General features: G+C 47.0%; 17 protein-coding genes and 1 pseudogene. 4 read left to right on the top strand and 14 right to left on the bottom strand.

The genetic code is table 11. The features are described from left to right. Positions 1 to 58: 58 nt before the first annotated feature. From ACSQ8P_RS07680 to ACSQ8P_RS07670, 3 genes are all read right to left on the bottom strand, one after another. Complete coding sequence (locus ACSQ8P_RS07680; RefSeq protein WP_436234640.1) at positions 59 to 1,141, bottom strand: Gfo/Idh/MocA family protein; 1,083 nt, start codon at positions 1,139 to 1,141, stop codon at positions 59 to 61. 144 nt (positions 1,142 to 1,285) lie between these two features. Continuing rightward, positions 1,286 to 1,618, bottom strand: coding sequence for a carboxymuconolactone decarboxylase family protein (locus tag ACSQ8P_RS07675; RefSeq protein ID WP_436234639.1), 333 nt, complete (start codon positions 1,616 to 1,618; stop codon positions 1,286 to 1,288). Next, positions 1,615 to 2,025, bottom strand: coding sequence for a tautomerase family protein (locus ACSQ8P_RS07670; RefSeq protein WP_436234638.1), 411 nt, complete (start codon positions 2,023 to 2,025; stop codon positions 1,615 to 1,617). Before ACSQ8P_RS07670 ends, ACSQ8P_RS07675 begins: the two co-directional genes overlap by 4 nt. Positions 2,026 to 2,137: 112 nt before the next feature. Between ACSQ8P_RS07670 and ACSQ8P_RS07665 the strand changes: the two genes are divergently transcribed. Further along, positions 2,138 to 3,019, top strand: coding sequence for a LysR family transcriptional regulator (locus ACSQ8P_RS07665; RefSeq protein WP_436234637.1), 882 nt, complete (start codon positions 2,138 to 2,140; stop codon positions 3,017 to 3,019). Positions 3,020 to 3,035: 16 nt separating this feature from the next. Here the strand turns inward: ACSQ8P_RS07665 and ACSQ8P_RS07660 are convergent, their stop codons facing one another. Continuing rightward, entirely contained in the window at positions 3,036 to 3,563 is a 528-nt protein-coding gene (locus tag ACSQ8P_RS07660) for an NUDIX hydrolase (RefSeq protein WP_436234636.1), read from the bottom strand. Between the two features lie 365 nt (positions 3,564 to 3,928). Between ACSQ8P_RS07660 and ACSQ8P_RS07655 the strand changes: the two are divergent. Next, a pseudogene (locus ACSQ8P_RS07655) lies at positions 3,929 to 4,602 on the top strand (ROK family protein). Between the two features lie 179 nt (positions 4,603 to 4,781). Here the strand turns inward: ACSQ8P_RS07655 and ACSQ8P_RS07650 are convergent. Both ACSQ8P_RS07650 and ACSQ8P_RS07645 read right to left on the bottom strand, forming a co-directional pair. After that, complete coding sequence (locus ACSQ8P_RS07650; protein WP_436234635.1) at positions 4,782 to 5,555, bottom strand: TrmH family RNA methyltransferase; 774 nt, start codon at positions 5,553 to 5,555, stop codon at positions 4,782 to 4,784. A 31-nt stretch (positions 5,556 to 5,586) separates the two neighbouring features. Further along, a complete protein-coding gene (locus ACSQ8P_RS07645) occupies positions 5,587 to 6,246 on the bottom strand; it encodes a potassium channel family protein (protein WP_436234634.1) in 660 nt (219 codons plus the stop codon). Between the two features lie 176 nt (positions 6,247 to 6,422). Here ACSQ8P_RS07645 and sspI point away from each other — a divergent pair, with 176 nt between their 5' ends. After that, positions 6,423 to 6,626: a small acid-soluble spore protein SspI gene (gene sspI, locus ACSQ8P_RS07640; RefSeq protein ID WP_436234633.1), complete on the top strand. Its 204-nt coding sequence runs from the start codon at positions 6,423 to 6,425 to the stop codon at positions 6,624 to 6,626. A 214-nt stretch (positions 6,627 to 6,840) separates the two neighbouring features. On the opposite strand, the gene ACSQ8P_RS07635 is transcribed toward sspI, so the two are convergent. From ACSQ8P_RS07635 to ACSQ8P_RS07620, 4 genes are all read right to left on the bottom strand, one after another. After that, on the bottom strand, positions 6,841 to 7,938 hold the full coding sequence (locus ACSQ8P_RS07635; RefSeq protein ID WP_436234632.1) for a Gfo/Idh/MocA family protein: 1,098 nt from the start codon (positions 7,936 to 7,938) through the stop codon (positions 6,841 to 6,843). A 20-nt stretch (positions 7,939 to 7,958) separates the two neighbouring features. Beyond that, positions 7,959 to 8,591: a ThuA domain-containing protein gene (locus ACSQ8P_RS07630; protein WP_436234631.1), complete on the bottom strand. Its 633-nt coding sequence runs from the start codon at positions 8,589 to 8,591 to the stop codon at positions 7,959 to 7,961. 30 nt (positions 8,592 to 8,621) lie between these two features. Continuing rightward, positions 8,622 to 9,785 (bottom strand): Gfo/Idh/MocA family protein, encoded by a 1,164-nt coding sequence (locus ACSQ8P_RS07625; RefSeq protein ID WP_436234630.1) that lies wholly within the window; start codon positions 9,783 to 9,785, stop codon positions 8,622 to 8,624. Positions 9,786 to 10,004: 219 nt separating this feature from the next. Continuing rightward, the gene (locus ACSQ8P_RS07620; protein WP_436234629.1) at positions 10,005 to 11,045 is read right to left on the bottom strand and encodes a LacI family DNA-binding transcriptional regulator; all 1,041 of its coding nucleotides are present in this window, start codon (positions 11,043 to 11,045) and stop codon (positions 10,005 to 10,007) included. Between the two features lie 273 nt (positions 11,046 to 11,318). Here ACSQ8P_RS07620 and ACSQ8P_RS07615 point away from each other — a divergent pair, with 273 nt between their 5' ends. After that, positions 11,319 to 12,683 (top strand): putative bifunctional diguanylate cyclase/phosphodiesterase, encoded by a 1,365-nt coding sequence (locus ACSQ8P_RS07615; RefSeq protein ID WP_436234628.1) that lies wholly within the window; start codon positions 11,319 to 11,321, stop codon positions 12,681 to 12,683. On the opposite strand, the gene ACSQ8P_RS07610 is transcribed toward ACSQ8P_RS07615, so the two are convergent. The 4 genes from ACSQ8P_RS07610 to zwf all read right to left on the bottom strand — a co-directional run bounded on the left by ACSQ8P_RS07610 (position 12,678) and on the right by zwf (position 18,196). Beyond that, positions 12,678 to 13,478 (bottom strand): YheC/YheD family protein, encoded by an 801-nt coding sequence (locus ACSQ8P_RS07610; RefSeq protein WP_436234627.1) that lies wholly within the window; start codon positions 13,476 to 13,478, stop codon positions 12,678 to 12,680. The two genes, ACSQ8P_RS07615 and ACSQ8P_RS07610, sit on opposite strands and share 6 nt — an antisense overlap. Before the next feature lie 124 nt (positions 13,479 to 13,602). Then, complete coding sequence (locus ACSQ8P_RS07605; protein WP_436234626.1) at positions 13,603 to 15,186, bottom strand: peptide chain release factor 3; 1,584 nt, start codon at positions 15,184 to 15,186, stop codon at positions 13,603 to 13,605. Between the two features lie 229 nt (positions 15,187 to 15,415). After that, complete coding sequence (locus tag ACSQ8P_RS07600; protein WP_436234625.1) at positions 15,416 to 16,489, bottom strand: metallophosphoesterase family protein; 1,074 nt, start codon at positions 16,487 to 16,489, stop codon at positions 15,416 to 15,418. 171 nt (positions 16,490 to 16,660) lie between these two features. Then, entirely contained in the window at positions 16,661 to 18,196 is a 1,536-nt protein-coding gene (gene zwf, locus ACSQ8P_RS07595; protein ID WP_436234624.1) for a glucose-6-phosphate dehydrogenase, read from the bottom strand. Between the last annotated feature and the right edge of the window lie 99 nt (positions 18,197 to 18,295).

Genomic DNA, 18,295 nt, shown 5'->3' with positions numbered 1-18,295 from the left:
GATCTGGATGCGCTAAGCTCCAGATCTTTTTTCACTTTTCACATGCGTTATCACAATTTTAGCGAGGCAACTCTACAGATACCTCACGATGAGCTGCCGCAGAGCGCAGCACGCCGTCAATAATCGCTTGTTGGATGAGAATTTGCTCACCAGGAATTGGAGCTGGTCGACCATCCCGAACTGCTTCGGCAAAATCATGCACTTTCTGATCGAACAGATTCAATTTATGCTCGACAAGCGGAATTGGCGTCGATGTATGACCGCCGAATTCATCATGGAATAGCGTGATGGAACCTACGGAGCCATCCCATACACCTGACCACGGCCCAGTACCTGCCGGCATTACTTTAAGACCCGCATCGGTACCGAGGAACATCGTTGCTCCGAGGGTATCCATGTGCATCGCCCACGATATTTTGAATTGCAGCACTAGATCATTCTCGAAGCGCACCATCGCAACCCCGAAATCTTCGACTTCGAACTTGCTCGCTTCCGGATGGTACAAGGCATTCGTACCAAAATGGTTAGACGTAAATGCGGACACAGTTAGTGGACGGGGATATCCAAGCGTATTAAGCGCCATGTCTAGCGAGTAACAACCAATATCCGCCATCGCGCCTGCTCCGGCGAGCTGTTTACTGATGAATGTCCCGCCCGGCATTCCCCGACGACGCCCGCCTCCCGTCTCTACATAGTAGACATTGCCGAGGCGTCCTGATTGCACAATCGTTTGCAGCAGCTTCATATTCGGATCATAGCGAGGCTGGAAACCTAGCGTTAGCATTTTCCCGCTTTCTTTCGCCGCCTGTGTCATTTCAATGCCTTCTTGAAGTGTCACGGACATCGGTTTTTCAAGTAATACATGCTTGCCTGCGCGCAGAGAATCAACAGTAGTTACGTGATGGGAAACATTCGGCGTACAAATACTAACCCCATCCAAGTCCAAGCGCAATAAATCAGTATGGCTATCAAATGAAGCAGCTTCCGTTAATCCTTCCGCTTTCGCAAATGCGAACGCCTTGCCTGGGATCACATCTGCCACACCTGCAATCTCCACATATTCAAGCTTTTTATACGCGGATATATGGGCTCTAGCAATGCCCCCAGTTCCGATTATCCCAATACGCAGCTTTTTGCTCATAATCGTCAATCCTTCTCTCTATGAAAGTGTAGGAAGTCCGAACTTCCCCTTCATTGCAGTACAGATTGACAATAGCATATAGCAAGACGACTTTTTAGTTCATATTGATGCCATCGGAAGTGTAAGATTGCGACACCAGTAAGCTCACCGCTTATTCGATTCGCTAACCCCCCTTACTATCTCAAGAGCTGAAGCCGCACGTGGCCATCCTGCATAGAAGGCCATATGCGTAATCGCTTCTACTAATTCTTCTGTGCTTAGGCCATTCTCTTTAGCCAATCGCGTGTGATACGGAAGTTGTTCCGTCATTCCTCCCGCAACCAGCACCGCAATCGTGACTAAGCTTCGATCCCGAAGAGGCAGCTGCTCCCTTCGCCACAAATCTCCGAAGAGCACGTCTTCAGAGTATTCAACGAATGCTGGCGCGAATTCACCGTAGGCTTCCCTCGCGGTAGACACTATTTTCCGATGAGTCATAGGTCACAACCTATCATAGGCTGCTTTAGCATTTGAGCTTCTCCGTTACCAAACGACCAATCCTCAAATTCGGTATCCACCAGTACCACAAACACATCTTCTTTCCGCATAGGAAGTTCATTGGATAGTTGTTCAGCCAACGCTTTGTATAAATCTCTCTTCTGCGTAGTCGTTCTCCCAGATTTGAGTGTAATTTGAATATAGAGCAGCCCATCACTTCTCTCGACTCCTAGATAGCTAGGACTGTAATAAAACTCCCCCTCCTTATGGGAATGAAACACTTGAAATACATCGTCCTCCGGTACGTTGAAGTACTCCACTAATGCCCTCCCGATCATTCGGCTGATCTGCCCTAACTTGTTAAGATCATATTGGTGCTCGTAGTAGCTGACTCTTATGAATGGCATACCATGCATCACTCCCTTGATGAGATAGCTACATTGTACTCCGTGAATCTTAATCTATATAATGGAATAAAATAATGATCTTAATCAATTTTGTCGATGGAGGTAGAGGGAATTGGATTTAAAAGAATTGATCACTTTTCAAACCATCCTTAAAGAGGGGACGTTCTCTCGTGCAGCGGAGAAATTGAATTATGCACAATCAACTATATCGAATCAAATGCAACGATTAGAGAAGGAAATTGGCGTACAGCTGTTCAATAGGGGATGGGACGTGGAACTGACGAACGCAGGGAAACTATTCGCGTTGGAGATTGAAAAACTCATTCAACATTGGAACGAAGTGACCGATCTGACCAAAGCTTTGCAGCATGATGAAATCGGCAACTTGCATGTAGGCGGAATCGAATCTGCTATACAGATGTTACTCCCTAACACCATGCGGCTATTTCACGAACAGAAGCCACGAATCTCCTGTCAATTCTCGATGGGAAATACCGACGCTTTGTCACAATTAATTATCAAAAAAGAGCTCGATTTCGCAATTTGCGGTGAACCATACGATTCGTCACCCTTCTTTTTCGAGTCTCTTTATCAAGAAAAAATAGCTATTGTCGTTGATCGAGGTCATCCACTTTTGGAACGAAATCAAGTTACTTTCCGTGAGCTTCTTCATTACCCGCTCCTCTCTGGGGGACCCACCTGTCTCTATTTTTCACAGATAACAAAACTACTATCTCGATACGAGGCAACGCTTCCTAATCTGCATACAATGAATCAAATTTCAGCCATCCCTCATTTCGCTAAAGGAACACTGGCTGTGGGTCTCGTTCTGGATTCGACGCCTTTGATCTCGGAAGTGGTGAAAATTAATGTAGCATTGGATGAACCTGTCATCCCCATCGGTATCTTGCAACTTCGTGGACAGCACGCCGCCCCCTTCTCTCCTAAGCAATTGTTCTTACAACTTTTGAAAAAGGTAATGAACGACTCATGAGCGCTCTTTTGGATCTCTACACGGCCTTACCAGATAATAGGCGTACTGCCTCTTCAAGTATCGTCTTATCTCGAAAAAGCATAAATTTGGCTGAATAATCCGTACAAGTTAGCACTGACTCTTGCATCACTGCCAATGCTTGGTCTAGTGTCATCCATTGAACGACCATACCCAGCTGCATTTCGTTTTCAGTAAGCATAGTATGACGGAAGCCAGCATTTGCTTTTGCTAGATAACAGTAGGAGAATTGCATATATTTATTTCTGTTTTTATGCTCTTCGATATACCCCAATTCATGAATGATCTCAGCATCATAACCAGTCTCTTCCTGGATTTCACGCAAAAATGCATCCTTCGAATCTTCGCCGTCATCCACCCCTCCGCCAGGTAGCTTGTACAGGTTCTTTTTGGACATATACATCATGGCAACGTTCAACACATTATCAACTAAAACTCCTCTTGATCCGAATCGCGAGATGGTATCTATGTATTCAGGTGCACTACCTAGAATATCGTTATCTGTAATTTTTCTGATTAGTTGCACAAAATCAACCCCCAATTCATGTCTTCATTCCACATCATTATAAGCTATAGATTCAGTTCTGCGTGTAAAAGAGAAACTCAATAAGTCAGCCTCGGCAGAGTCGTTTGTATTATCAAATCCATGAGTCAATGCAAAAAGAAGGTAACTAAGTAAGGTTGTGAACCGATGCCATCCATTGGACCCATTGGCAATTTTGATTTGGTAAAGAAAATAGACATAGAACATGCTCTCTCAACGATTCTACAGTATCGCCCTTTGTCCCGTGCCAAAATTGCTTCGCTTACAGGTCTCAATAAAATTATTACAACATCCGAACGGATGTCGTTGATTTCAGCGCCAATCTGCAGGAGTGAAACGATTTCCCTTTGCGGGCTGAGTTAACCAAGAGAGTCCCAGATACGGATTTCTATATCAATCCTGCTCCTTATGCAGGGGCTATGGGTGAAGTGCATTTCGGAGGGGCCAAATCTGCTGATCATTTGGTTTATGTGACTAGCTCGTGGGGGTTGTCTGCCGGGGTATACAGCAAGGGCGAATTATTCACCGGATCGACAGGTAATGCAGGGCGATTAGGGCATTCCACCATTCATATGAACGGCAAAAAATGCACCTGCGGAAGCAGGGCTGTTGGGAAATGTACGCCTCCATCAAGGCGTTGTATGAGCTGCTCGACACTACCCCTCAGGCGCTGTCTTTTGCAGAAATTGTGGAGGGCATCAAACGCGGCGATTCTCGAATGACCAGTGCTGTGCACGAGCTTGGCCACTACCAAGGCATCGGTCTCGCCAATGTGATCAACGCCTACAATCCGAAGGTCATCTGCATCGGAGGTCTGCTAGCTCTGCTCGGTCCAACGCTGATCAACTCCATCTGGAACACGTTGCGCGAAATGATTCCAGAGCGCTTCCTCCTGAACCTGGAGATCTACTGTTCGGATCTAGGCGAGCTTGGCATTGCTCACGGCGGCGTCTCGATGGTACTGCGACATCTGTCCGGAATGATTATTGAGCATTCGCTGCTGGAGCAACCGAAAGTGTAAGGAGTCTTTTGGTGAAGAGCATGAAACTAAAAAAAACGCTAACCCTGCAAAGGATTAGCGTCATTTTGTTTTACTACTTTTGAGGTAAACCACCTGGTACATAATAGGGAGGTATCCTAATCCAACCTCGTTTACGCATCAAAGTCTTTAAAGTTACCCCATAGCTTTTCTAATGTTTACTACATCCGCTGCCTAGCCGCCTCAAAAAGCAAAACCGTCGCCGCCATCGCGACGTTCAGCGATTCCGCCTTGCCCTGCATCGGAATAATGACCTGCACGTCCGACTGCGCAGCAACTTCCGGCGACACGCCCTTGGCCTCGTTGCCGAAAATCAGCCACGTCGGCTGCCGCAGGTCCGTGTCGTAACACGAGCCCTGCGCCTGCAGGCTCGTCGTCACGAGCCGCACGCCGCGCTCACGCGCGCGCGGCAACAACTCACCCAAATCTGCCTCCACGATCGGCAGATGATACATCGATCCCATCGTCGAGCGGATCGTCTTGGGATTGAACAGATCGACCGTGCCGCGGCCGAGCACGACCGCTTTGGCACCGACGGCATCCGCGCTGCGGATGATCGTGCCTAGATTGCCGGGGTCCTGAACACCGTCCAGTACCACGACCAGATCGTGCTCGCCGGCAAGCAGCTCGTCCATGCCAACCTGTGGCCGTGTCACGATGGCCACTACCCCCTGCGGCGTCTGTGCGTCCGAACACTTGGCCAACACCGCCGCGCTTACGCCGACCCATTCGACGGCGCAATCACCAGCGAGGGCGACAAGCTCGACAGGACTCCCTTTTTCCGCTAGAAAAAGAATAGCCTCCACCTCTGCCCCCGCTTTCAAAGCTTCCTCGATCAAATGATAACCCTCAATGATATATTTGCCTTGCTTATCTCTGCCGCGCCGCTCTAAGAGCTGAGCCCAGTCCTTCACTCTCGTATTTTGAACAGACATGATTTCTATATATGCATGTGTCATGATTTACCTACTCCGCAAAAGTGACTTCAAAGTTTTGAAGACTCGAATTTTTACCCACAATGACCAAAATATCTTCTTGTTTAATCGGCTCCTCCGCACTCGGCGGTATGATCATCTGTTCGTTATGTTTGATCGCAATCACGTTGCAGTCATATTTGGCACGCACATCGAGTTGACGCAAACTTTTGCCAATCATCTCTTTCGATGCTTTCATTTCTACAATACTATAATCGGCGGAGAGCTCTATATAATCAATAATGTTCGATGAAATCATATGATGGGCTACACGCTGCCCCATATCCCGTTCTGGATAGACGATTTTATCTGCGCCAATTTTTTTGAGTACCTTGCCATGGAGATCATTCACAGCTTTTACGATTGTCGTAGCTATGCCCATCTCTTTGAGAATTAATGTAGTAAGAATACTTGCTTGAATATCTTCCCCTATGGCCACAACCACAACGTCAAAATTCCGAATCCCCAACGCCCGCATAGCTTCCTCATCGGTAGAATCGGCTTGAACAGCATGAGTCACATAAGTGGAAACGTCTTGAACCGTTTCTTCGTCCTGATCAATGGCAAGAACCTCGAATCCTAGTTGTGATAACGTCTTAGCGACAGCTGAACCAAATCTTCCCATCCCAATAATCGCAAATTGTTTTTTCACCGCTCACGTTCCTCCATATTCCCAAGAATATTTCCCATTCATTATACCATACTCAGCCCCTTGAGCCACTTTACAACAATGGAGCCACTGCCTGCATTGGCGAAGAGTGGGAAGGATGAAGCCATCTTAATTTGCACATAGTAATAACGAGAATGAAATGGAAGCGAGGTCCTTGAATGAATATTACCCTTAGACAAGCCATCCACCAGCGGGTTAACAACAAAACACCGGAAGAACTCAAAGAAGTTATTGAAGACTCGATTGGCGGGGAAGAGAAAGTTTTACCTGGACTAGGTGTTCTTTTTGAGATTATATGGCAGCATTCAGAAGCGAGTACGCAAGATACACTTGTCGAAACACTAAAGGAACATCTTCAGTAAATTCCCTCCTAGTATGGACCATCGCTTTGTTAAAATCCTAAAACTTGCTGGGGGATGCTTCGGCATTCCTTAGCAATCGTTCTATTACCTGCCACGCAGAAAACCATCGCAATTGTAACTCACACGTGCAACTTTCATTCATTTCAAAATAAAATCCCCCTCATCAGTCACTGACCAAGGAGGAGGAGATCGCTAAGCTATGCTACTTCATTTACTATAGTTCCGTCAACGGATTCATCGCTTTCGGCTTCTCGCAGCTGCTCTTCATTACATAATGCTGACCAGAGTCAGACGCATCATGGAAACCATGCATCGCTTCCAGCACGTGATAGGCAAGCTCTCCGTTCGCACGATGTGCTGAGTTATCGCCAGTTATTAGCGCTTGTGCCATTGCAGCAACACCGAGTCCGCGGTTATTGTCTATGTAGCCGTGTGAAAGTGGAATCGGTTCATATACCGCAGAACTAGGTTTGCGAATAAGCACTTCCCCGCCAAAGTTATTCGGATTAGGCACACTCAACGAGCCCTGACTGCCGTAGATTTCAATGTGTGGCAGCCCAGTACCCGCCATAATATCAAAACTTGTCACAAGTGTTGCAATAGCACCACTGTGGAAATCTAATACACCAGCCACGTGTGTTGGCGTATCTACTTGAATTTTCTGCCCGCGCTTCTTCTCACTTGAAATCGTGCGCTCCGGGAAGCTCACAGCCGTTGAACCCGTTACACGACGAATGGGCCCGAGCAATGCAACGAGAGCAGTTAAGTAATAAGGACCCATGTCGAACATTGGGCCGCCGCCTTTGGCATAGTAAAACTCTGGATCTGGGTGCCAATGCTCATGCCCCTTACCCATCATGAAAGCCGTAGCGGCAATCGGTGTACCAATCCATCCATCCTGAATCAATTTCACACAGGTTTGGATACCGCCGCCAAGGAACGTGTCTGGCGCACTGCCAATCAGAAGTCCTTTGCGCTTAGCAACCTCCAAGATTTGCAGCCCTTCCTCACGCGTTACGGCAAGAGGCTTTTCCACATAAGCATGTTTACCTGCTTCGAGAATTTGAATACAGACTGCAGCATGTACAGCCGGGATCGTCAAATTAATCACGATGTCCACTTGCGGATCACCTAGTAATTGTTCTACTGTGTACGCATGCGCAATCCCGAACTCTTCGGCACGCGCTTCTGCTTTACTCACATCAATATCTGCACAAGCGACCAACTCCAAGTGTGCGTAGTTAGGAATATTTTTCATATAAGCCGCGCTTATATTTCCGCATCCAATGATACCAACCTTCATCTTACTCATCGCTTCATGTCCCCCTATAGTTAGCGTGTTGCCCAAAGCAATCCGCGTCGCATTAATTCCAACGTTTCTGGCATACGAACAATGTTAGCCTGATGGCCCAGTGAATTATAATAGACTTTGCCTGCACCGTAAGTTTTAGTCCATACGACCGGCATTTCCACATCATCGAAGTCCGTCACCGCATGCACCTTGATCGCAGGGTCGACATGCATATAATATTTTTCCGAAACTACGACGAAATCACCGATCCCCGCTGTCAGTGGCTGCTCGCTATCTTTCATACGAACCGTATAGGTAACACCATCATTTCCAGGATGCGCCACCCACTGGCCGCCTACCATGTACTGGTACTCCACTTCATTACGGAAGGAATCCCCCATCCCGCCATGACAGCCTGCAATCCCCGTTCCGCCAACTTTTACCGCGTTAATGAGAGGTGTCAGCTGCTCTTTCTCAATTTGCCCCATCGTCCACACAGGAACGATTAGATCTATGCTCGCCAAACGTTCCTCATCCCGGAAGCTGTCCAGCGTGTCTGTTACTTCTACCCCATAGCCCTCTTCACGCAGCACACCTGCAAAAATCCCCGCAACCTCCTCGGGTTGATGACCATCCCAGCCACCCCATACAATCAATGCTTGTTTCTGACTCATGCCATTCCCGCTCCTCTCTCCATGACCCTTTTATACTTCACTTATACGAACCCAGCGACGCTGTTCGATCGATTGATCCACGGCTTCCAGTACCTCTTGACACTTGACGCCATCCACAAAATTCGGAACTGGTTGTCGATCCTCAGAGAGGGCTGTCATCAACTCCACAACTTCATGTACGAAAGTGTGCTCATACCCGATCGTATGTCCTGCTGGCCACCAAGCATCCATATAAGCATGTGAGGCATCTGTTGCAAGAACACGTCTGAAGCCCTGAACATCCTCATCATCACTTGTAAAATACACCTGCAACTCATTCAATCGCTCAAAATCGAATTTCACGCTGCCTTTACTGCCATTAATTTCAAAAGAGTTCGTACACCGGTGCCCGGGAGCAAATCTCGTTGCCTCGAAGCTGCCCAATGCACCATTCGCGAAGCGTGCCATGAATAATGTCGCATCATCAACCGTAACAGGACCATGCGGTGCATCTTTGCTGCCTTTGGCACTTAGCCCCGTCATCGATGTCGGAAGCGGACGCTCCTTCACGAATGTTTCACTCATTCCGATCACTTCGGTCATCTCGCCAACGAGGAAGTGCGCCAGATCGATCAGATGCGCGCCCAGATCGCCATGCGATCCTGATCCCGCAATCTCCTTCTGCAAGCGCCATACCAACGGGAACGTCGGATCGACGATCCAATCCTGCAAAAACCATGCACGGAAGTGGTAGATTTGACCCAGTCGGCCGCTCTCCACGAGCTTCTTCGCCAGCTGAACCGCCGGTGCAAAACGATAGTTGAAGCCGACCATGTGCTTCACGCCAGCTTCTTCGGCCGCTTCCAGCATCTCCCTTGCATCCGCAAGGGTCAGCGCTAGCGGCTTTTCGCAGAACAGATGCTTGCCCGCTTTCGCTGCCGCCAAAGCAATCTCCTTGTGCGCATCACTCGGCGCATTGATATCGACGACGTCGATATCCGGATGCGTAACCAGCTCGCGCCAATCCGTTACATACCCGTCCCAGCCGAATTGTTCTGTTGCCTGACGAACACCACTCTCGTCGCGACCACAGATGAGCTTCATCTTCGGAATCGCCGTCTTTGGAAAGAACATAGGTAAATCTTTATAAGCATGACTATGTGCTTTTCCCATAAATTTATAGCCAATCATACCGATATTGAACGTTTTTTTCATCGTATACACGCCTCCCCAAGTGTGTTGTTACCAGCCTATCCACCCAACTCATCCCCCATAAACTGTAGAAAATCCATCTAAACCTCCAAACAAGCTAATTCCAAGGTAATTACCTACAGGAAATCCAGTTATTTCTCTAAAAACCCTAGCACTCTCACTTCACACTCGACACTCTGCATCCACTTAGCACATAGCACCCATTCCTCAACTATCAGCCCTTCAGCTCCCTGCTCTCAACACCCCAGGCTTCGACGACTGCCTAATCTTCACTTCCGTCGGCAGCTTAACTTGCAGTTGAGCCTTGCCCGCTCCCTGCCCGACAGTAGCAAGCACTGCGCGTGCCGCCTGCTTGCCCATTTCAAAGAAGGGCACTTTAATGCTGCTGAGCGGCGGATCACTTAACTTGGCGGCATCCGAGTCATCGCACCCGATGACCGCATAATCTCGCCCAGCTATCCATCCCCGTTCACGAAGTCCTTGCATGAGTCCAATGGCCATTCGGTCATTAGCCGCAAACACAGCTTCCACCTGATCACGGTTCTCCCACACCTTAGCGGCAATCTCATATCCGCTAGTACGACTGTAGTTCCCCTCAAATTGCAAATAAGGATCCATCGTTAAGCCGGCCTCTAGCATCGCCTTTTGATACCCCTGAAGTCTATCTAATGAATTGGTGTATTGGGGAGAACCATTGAGAAAGGCAATCTTCCGATAGCCTTCATCCAGTAAATGGCGTACCGCTTGATAGCTCCCCTCCACATGATCCGCGTCAACTTCAAGGAAGGATAGCCCCTCGAATCGTTGATTGACCAAGCAGAACGGTAGTCCCTGTTCCTGCAATTGCAGTAAAGAACTTCGCTGTGATTCAGTATCTCTCGCCCCCAGAATGACACAGGCATCTACCTTTTGCGAGCGATATAACCGGCCATAATCCAACTCGTCATCTGGTGTTAGGAGGGACAACAACATGTCATAGCCCTGTTCCCTCACTTGCTCCCCAATCCCGCTAAGAATCTCTGCAAAATAATACGCGGAAAACAGATGCACCTTCGGCATATACGGAAGCACGACACCAAGATTACCGCTTCTTCTTCGAGCAAAGCTTTGCGCAATCGCATTCGGATGATAGCCAAGTGCCTTCGCTGCTTCGAGAACTCTTTCTTTGGTTGCAGGCTTCATCGGACCAAGTCCATTGAATACACGAGATACAGTCGCCTCTGATACCTTGGCTAACTCGGCAACTTCTTTTCTCGTCACCATGTAGATTGGCTCCCTTCCGCTCACTTACACATAAAATGTACACGCGTACATTCTCTCATTCAGAACCTACTTCTGTCAATATAAATTCAAACACTTTACACTTCATTTCATTTTCGTCATCATTCGACATTTTCATCAATTTTCCATTAAGAAACTCGCATATAAAGTCCATTTTTTGTCATAATAGCAAACTCTTAATATTGTTTATCTCCTCTTAGAGCTTTATGATAAAGGATATTGGGACAACAATGAGATGGGAATGAGTGATAGCAAATGAAAGCAATCTGGCGCCATCTTCTGTTCACTGCGTCAACAACGATCGAAGCTCTCACGAGCAGGACAAAGATCACTCGACTTCACTCTCGCGGGCAGCTCCTTGCCCAGTTAGAACATGCTGTTCGGAAACACGATGACACCTCATCCTCTCAGGTCCGTGCATGTCTTGTTTTCGATATTGATCGTTTTCGCCAAGTGAATGTCTCCCTAGGATACGCATGCGGAGATCATCTATTGCACGAATTAAGCCGCAGATTGAAATTACTAGATCACATCGATCTTGTTGTTCGATCTGGCGATGATGAATATACACTTCTTCTTCGAGCAAATAACCAAGAACAACTTCAATCTGCGCTCCATCGCATTCAACACGTATTTGATTCTCCCTTTACCTATCAGGGTCAGGACTGCTTCCTTCGTGCAAGCTTCGGTCTGAATGCCCTTACGATAACACCTGAGAATATAGCGCAGGCACTCCACCAAGCTGAGCAAGCACTCCTCCTTGCCAAACAAACGGGCAAGAATAAACTTATTACTTTCCACTCCATGCCTTCACTAACACAGTTCACTAGTCAGATTCAAATGGAGACCGACCTTCGAAAAGCGATCACAGAGAATCAGCTTTTGTTATACTACCAACCTCGACTTGAGCTCTCGACCGGTCAAATTACTTGCCTTGAAGCCTTGGTGCGTTGGAATCATCCTACACATGGCATGATTGCGCCTGCCGATTTCATCCCGATTGCTGAGGAATCCGGCCTCATTTTGCCACTAGGTGAATGGGTATTGCGGGAAGCCTGTCTACAGAAAGCACGATGGCTCGCTGAAAATAAGCTTGATTTTCAAGTTGCCGTCAATATTTCACCTTGCCAGTTTCAAGATGAGAACTTTGCGGATAAAGCCATTCACATCATTCAACAAACCGGCATTAACCCCTCTTATATGGAGTTCGAAATTACCGAAAGCTCAATTATGCAAAATATGGAGAAAACAATCGCCGTCCTTGATAAGCTTTGTTCCAAAGGAATTACCATCTCCATCGATGATTTTGGAATTGGTTATTCGTCCCTCAATTATTTGAAAGAGTTTCCTATTCATTGCCTCAAAATCGACCGTTCCTTCGTCAAAAACATTCAAAGCAATTCCAATGATTTAGCGATTACCAACGCCATCATTCACCTCGGCCATGCCCTCAATATCCAAGTGGTCGCCGAAGGGGTTGAGGATGTGGGACAGCTGGATATTCTTAAAGAAACCACCTGCACAACAATTCAGGGTTTCTTGCTAAGTCCCCCTATTTCCGCCTATGACATTGAACAAACCTTTCATATGTATGACAACAGACCGGTTATGATTTCATAACCGGCCATAAGCTTTGGCGTATCTTCTTATTTTGGCAAAAACGCGCTTATCCTTTAATTTCCGAAAAATGTACGGGTCTGGACTCGTATTCACTTCAAGAATCCATGGCTCCAGATCTTTATCTAAGGCCACATCGACGCCTATCTCTTTTACCCCTCTATACCGAGCATTAATCGCCTTAGACACCTGGATTCCCATCACTTGCAGCCGCTGCACAAACCCTTTCCTCTCCGTAGGAGGCAAATACTTCTTTAACAAAGTATCCACCGATTTCAACGTACCTCCATTATGAAAGTTCGTCACAATCTTTGCGGGATGTGCCACGCGGCCAATTATCCCTGTCGTCTCCCATTTGCGAGTAGGCGTTTGCTGCACCATAACGCGAAGATCAAAGCGGTTCCCCTTGTAGGTCAACAGATGAATCCCTTTCTGAACTAAATAAGGCCGTTTCCTTGTCACCTTGAGGAGTGAGACGTACATGTCTGCGAAGGTTTTGAACCTTTTGATGGTGACCCCCGATTGGTAGGAATAGGGCCGTTCTGCATCCTCCCCTGCTAACTCGATACGGATCACACCGTTCCCGAACATGCCTATATTGGGTTTCACGTAGACCATTTTATATTGTTCGAGCATTTCTTGTAAGGTTGCTGCAGTCATGCGTTTGGTGCTTGGCACATACTTGCGAAGTGATTCAACCGACTCGACGGCCTTGGTTTTTCCGATTTTGCTGCTTACATATCTTGCCTTATTCAAGGGCAGCGCCTTTTTTGAACTATTCTTTATTCTCTTCTTCATACTTAGCCTCCAGCTTCGAATTCACCCCATCCTAGTGTATGAAGGCAACTGAGCATTGGCGACAACATCCAACAAGAAGAGGCTTTCCCTGAAATCTTCAGGAAAAGCCTCTTTTTACTTGCTATTATGGGGCACTCGTTAAGAACTGTGCACTTGGATTTTTATCAATGGAAGAGCGCAGCGCATATTCACTTTCGAACAAGCCTACGAAATTCCCTTTCTTATCTTTCACCAATTGAGAGTTAATCCGGAATTTAGCTGGATCGATTTTATCATCGATAATCCAACGCGCGAATTGATAATTCTGACGTTGCAAAAGGATATCCACACCATACTCCGATTTCATCCGATGCTCCAGAACTTCGAATTGAAGTTGGCCTACGACGCCAAGTATCATATCTTCGAAACCAATCGTGGTGAAGACTTGGATCATCCCTTCTTCAGTCAACTGATCGATCCCTTTCAGGAACTGCTTTTGTTTCAAGGCATTTTTGATCGATACCTTGCTGAATAGCTCCGGTGAGAAGGTTGGCAGTTCATCGAAGACGACCTCTTCTCCCTCGCTTAAGGAATCACCAATCCGGAAAATACCTGGATCGAATAGACCAATGATATCCCCTGGGAAAGCTTCTTCCACGATATCACGATCTTGTGCTAGGAACTGCTGCGGCTGTGCCAGCTTGATATCCTTGCCGAGCCTTACATGCTTCACGGACATTCCTCGCTCGAACTTTCCGGAGACGATACGTAAGAAAGCTACGCGGTCGCGGTGAGCGGGATTCATATTCGCTTGAATTTTGAACACATAACCAGAGAATTTCTCTCTCGTTGGCTCGATCACACCAGCAGTACTAGTGCGCGGCTCAGGTTGTGGCGCTAATTGCAGGAAGTTCTCGAGGAACGTCTGAACCCCGAAGTTGTTCACCGCACTCCCGAAGAAAACAGGCGTAAGTTCACCCTTCATCACTTTTTCCATATCAAAAGGGTCACCAGCAACATCCAACAGCTCGATATCTCCGCACAATTGCTTGTGCAGGAACTCACCAGCGATTTGCTTCACTAACGGATCTTCTACACCATCCACTTTGCGGACTTCAATTTCCTTATGATCGTCGCCTTGGTATAGCTCTAACTGCGATTTCCCTCGGTCGTAAACCCCACAGAACTGCTTCCCTGACCCAATTGGCCAGTTCATCGGATAAGAACGAATGCCGAGCACTTCTTCAAGCTCTTCTAATAACTCGAACGGATCACGGCCCTCACGGTCCAATTTATTAATGAATGTGAAAATGGGAATCCCACGCATACGACATACTTGGAATAGCTTCTTGGTCTGTGTCTCGACCCCTTTGGCAACGTCGATCAACATCACCGCGCTATCCGCGGCTGTCAATGTACGGTAGGTGTCCTCACTGAAATCTTGGTGACCTGGTGTATCCAGAATATTGACGCGGTGACCTTCATAGTCGAACTGCATAACGCTTGATGTTACAGAGATACCCCGTTGTTTCTCAATTTCCATCCAGTCCGATGTCGCATGTTTACTCGCTTTACGGCCTTTAACCGTTCCGGCTAAGCGAATTGCGCCCCCGAATAAAAGCAGTTTTTCTGTTAATGTTGTTTTCCCGGCATCCGGGTGAGAAATAATCGCGAACGTCCGTCGTTTAGCGACTTCCGTTTCGAGAAGCTTAGTGAGTTGGGTTTTCATGTGTTCGTTTATTCCCTTCTTCTTTTAGAGGTAGTTCAAAAAGTCCACTTTTGATCACGAAGTAGTCCATGAAGCGTATTCGACATCGAATATTGAATTCAGCCGGAACTTCCGGTGCTCACGTAGCTCTCACTACGCTCCGCTCCTCATTTCCTAGCTTCTTTCAATCTTCTCGGTGCTGAAAACCGGACTTTTTGAACACGTACTTATACCTATGACTACTTCAGAATCAAGCGTGTGCTTTCTCCAGGGGAACGGTATAGTTCGCTTCTTCGATGAACGTGCGATTACTGAATTCCCTGCCGCGCACAACCACTTTATCTGCAAATACTTGCACATAAATACCCTGTGCTTTATCCTGTGCAGTTTGTTGGTACGCCCGATTCAGCGTTCTCCCTACAGAGGCATTATGGAAATAATGGAACGTTTCCTGAATATAGTGCGGTGTCCCATTCTGAAAATCCTGATGACGATGACCACAGAAGACGAATACATTTTTGTAAGGCTTCAACGTTTCGCGGAACTGTATGGCTCGAATGAGCTGGTGAGTAGCACCATCGGTGCCAACAGGCGGCAATGGTTGATGCGTCATCACAAACAGAGGTCTTCCTGGTTTATATAAATTGCCCATCCTTCCTTTGAACCAAGTTAGCTGTTCATCGGAGTACCATGCACCTTCACCCACCTCGGGCTTCTCTTGCACGTAAGCTTCTTGTGATAGCAACAGTATAGAGTGTCCGTTCGTCGTAAAATCATTATAAATGGAAGTATAGCCCATGAATTTCTTGAACTGCTCTCTACTTACCGCATCACTTTTGCCATTCGGCACTTTATCTTGATCCCAACTATTCGCTTTATTAATCCAAATCGTATAATAATCATGATTCCCCATGTTCCCATGAATAGGAGGAAGCTTATAATTATTCAGTATGGCACGCAATGCCTTATAGTCAACCTCGGTTCCTGTATCCGTCAAATCACCGGTCAGCATAATTGCATCGACAGGACCATCGAATTGAGTGACATCATCTAACGCAAGCCTAAGCTTTTTATTGGGAAGCGAATCTCCCGATGTAACATGAAGGTCACTTAAGATAAAAAAGGACATCAACGGGCCGAGAGGCAGAGGTTCATCCGAAGGCGTTGGCGTAGCTTGAGGAGGCTCGGAGCTAGCAATGGGTGCGGCTACAGCCTGTTCCTCGGGAATGAATTTCTTCTTTACAAGTAGACTAAACCAAGCACTTAATCCTACTAAAACAGCCCCAATGGCAAGCAGCCATCGCACAAACGCTCTCCGTGACATCGATGCACCTCTAGTGTATAAAATGAAAAAATGGCCATATGCACTAGTATACCACAAATTGTGACCTATACGTCGTTCAGACTCGACAACATCAAGGATTTTCTTGCTGCGCTTGTACCTGCATGCAAAAAACCAACAGGCGAATTTCGCCTGTTGGATAAGCTCCCTATGCTAAGCCAATACGGTTGTTTTCTGAACAGCTTCCCAATCGACTTCCCCTTCATTCTGGCCATTAATCGGCCACCACTTGAATCCATCGTCACTCAAGAGCTTCGCTGCTTCTGCAGGACCCCATGAGCCAGCAGGATAGTGCTTGAGGTCATCTGTCTGTTCGCTCCATGCAGCCGCGATGCGATCCACATAAGACCATGCAAGCGCAACTTCATCCCAACGTGTAAAGTAAGTGGAATCTCCGCGAGTTGCATCATACAGCAAGCGCTCGTAAGCCTCTGGTGTATTGATACCGATTTGACAGCTTTGACAGAAATCCATCGCAACCGGTACGATCACGCCTTCTGAACCAGGTTGCTTCGCGTTCATTTTCAAATAGATGCCTTCCATCGGATTCACACGGAATACGAGCAGATTCGGCTCTAGCTCATGCTTTTTAGCCAAATAGACATTGTTTGGAATGTTCTTGAATTCCACAACGACCTCTGTCGTTTTGACTGGTAGTCTTTTTCCAGTACGAATATAGAATGGCACACCCGCCCAGCGGAAATTATCCACGTGAACACGCGCTGCAAAATAGGTTTCTGTCGTCGATTGCGGATTCACCGAATCCTCTTCACGGTATGCAGGCAGTGCTTTGCCTTTGGAAGAACCGCTGGCATATTGACCGCGAATCACGTTCGCACGTACATCCTCGCCGTCTTCGAACAGACGAAGTGAACGGAGCACCTTCACCTTCTCATCACGTATATCCTCCGGATGTAAACGGCTAGGCGGTTCCATCGCCATCATCATCAGCATTTGCAGCATGTGATTTTGCCCCATATCGCGAAGAGCCCCTGAGTGGTCGTAGTAGCCACCGCGCTCTTCTACACCAACAGTCTCACTCAACGTGATCTGGATGTTCGCTATGTATTTATTATTCCAAAGCGGTTCGAAGAAAGCATTCGCGAAGCGAACGAACTCGATGTTTTGGACCATTTCTTTACCCAGGTAATGATCGATGCGGTAAATATCCTTCTCTTCGAACACTTGACGAAGCTGTCCATTCAAACGCTCCGCAGATGGTAAGTCGTAACCGAATGGTTTTTCAATAACCAGACGATGCCAGCCCTTCGTATTAAGCAAGCCACCTTCGCTCAAATTGTACGATACATTGCCGAACAACTCAGGCGCGAGTGCCAAATAGAACAGACGGTTGCCGCCCGTTTGATACTTCTCATCCAATTTCGCTGTCAGTGTATTCAGTTCATGGAAACCTGCGACATTGTTAATGTCGAGTGACATATACTCAAATCTTTGGGCGAATTTCTCCCATTCTGCAGCATCCGTATTTTTGTAACGAGCGAAATCTTGAATCGAATTTTTCACGTCTTCACGGAATTGCTCATTCGTCCGAGGTCTGCGAGCCAGACCAACTACAGCAAAATTTTCTCCCAGCTTGCCTTCCCGATAAAGGCTATAAAAGGCTGGAAACAGTTTTCTTTTCGCTAAATCTCCCGTTGCTCCGAAAATATAAAACACAGCTCCACTCATCTATGCATCATTCTTTCTCTATTAGAATTAGTTAATATGCTTAGCATACCTAAAATTGTCAAGCTATTCAACTTATATAGACACTTTATCTCATAACAT

Source organism: Paenibacillus sp. LjRoot153, from assembly GCF_964253085.1.
Lineage (GTDB): Bacteria > Bacillota > Bacilli > Paenibacillales > NBRC-103111 > Paenibacillus_E.
Note: the sequence above shows the minus strand (reverse complement) of the source record. Positions and strands in the feature narration are given on the sequence as shown.

Coding starts and splice junctions, on each gene's coding strand:
- ACSQ8P_RS07635 (WP_436234632.1), bottom strand. CDS start 7,938: ATGAGTAAGATGAAGGTTGGTATCATTGGATGCGGAAATATAAGCGCG.
- ACSQ8P_RS07670 (WP_436234638.1), bottom strand. CDS start 2,025: ATGCCATTCATAAGAGTCAGCTACTACGAGCACCAATATGATCTTAAC.
- ACSQ8P_RS07615 (WP_436234628.1), top strand. CDS start 11,319: ATGAAAGCAATCTGGCGCCATCTTCTGTTCACTGCGTCAACAACGATC.
- ACSQ8P_RS07650 (WP_436234635.1), bottom strand. CDS start 5,555: ATGTCTGTTCAAAATACGAGAGTGAAGGACTGGGCTCAGCTCTTAGAG.
- ACSQ8P_RS07625 (WP_436234630.1), bottom strand. CDS start 9,785: ATGAAAAAAACGTTCAATATCGGTATGATTGGCTATAAATTTATGGGA.
- ACSQ8P_RS07675 (WP_436234639.1), bottom strand. CDS start 1,618: ATGACTCATCGGAAAATAGTGTCTACCGCGAGGGAAGCCTACGGTGAA.
- ACSQ8P_RS07680 (WP_436234640.1), bottom strand. CDS start 1,141: ATGAGCAAAAAGCTGCGTATTGGGATAATCGGAACTGGGGGCATTGCT.
- ACSQ8P_RS07605 (WP_436234626.1), bottom strand. CDS start 15,186: ATGAAAACCCAACTCACTAAGCTTCTCGAAACGGAAGTCGCTAAACGA.
- ACSQ8P_RS07610 (WP_436234627.1), bottom strand. CDS start 13,478: ATGAAGAAGAGAATAAAGAATAGTTCAAAAAAGGCGCTGCCCTTGAAT.
- ACSQ8P_RS07620 (WP_436234629.1), bottom strand. CDS start 11,045: ATGGTGACGAGAAAAGAAGTTGCCGAGTTAGCCAAGGTATCAGAGGCG.
- zwf (WP_436234624.1), bottom strand. CDS start 18,196: ATGAGTGGAGCTGTGTTTTATATTTTCGGAGCAACGGGAGATTTAGCG.
- sspI (WP_436234633.1), top strand. CDS start 6,423: ATGAATATTACCCTTAGACAAGCCATCCACCAGCGGGTTAACAACAAA.
- ACSQ8P_RS07630 (WP_436234631.1), bottom strand. CDS start 8,591: ATGAGTCAGAAACAAGCATTGATTGTATGGGGTGGCTGGGATGGTCAT.
- ACSQ8P_RS07600 (WP_436234625.1), bottom strand. CDS start 16,489: ATGTCACGGAGAGCGTTTGTGCGATGGCTGCTTGCCATTGGGGCTGTT.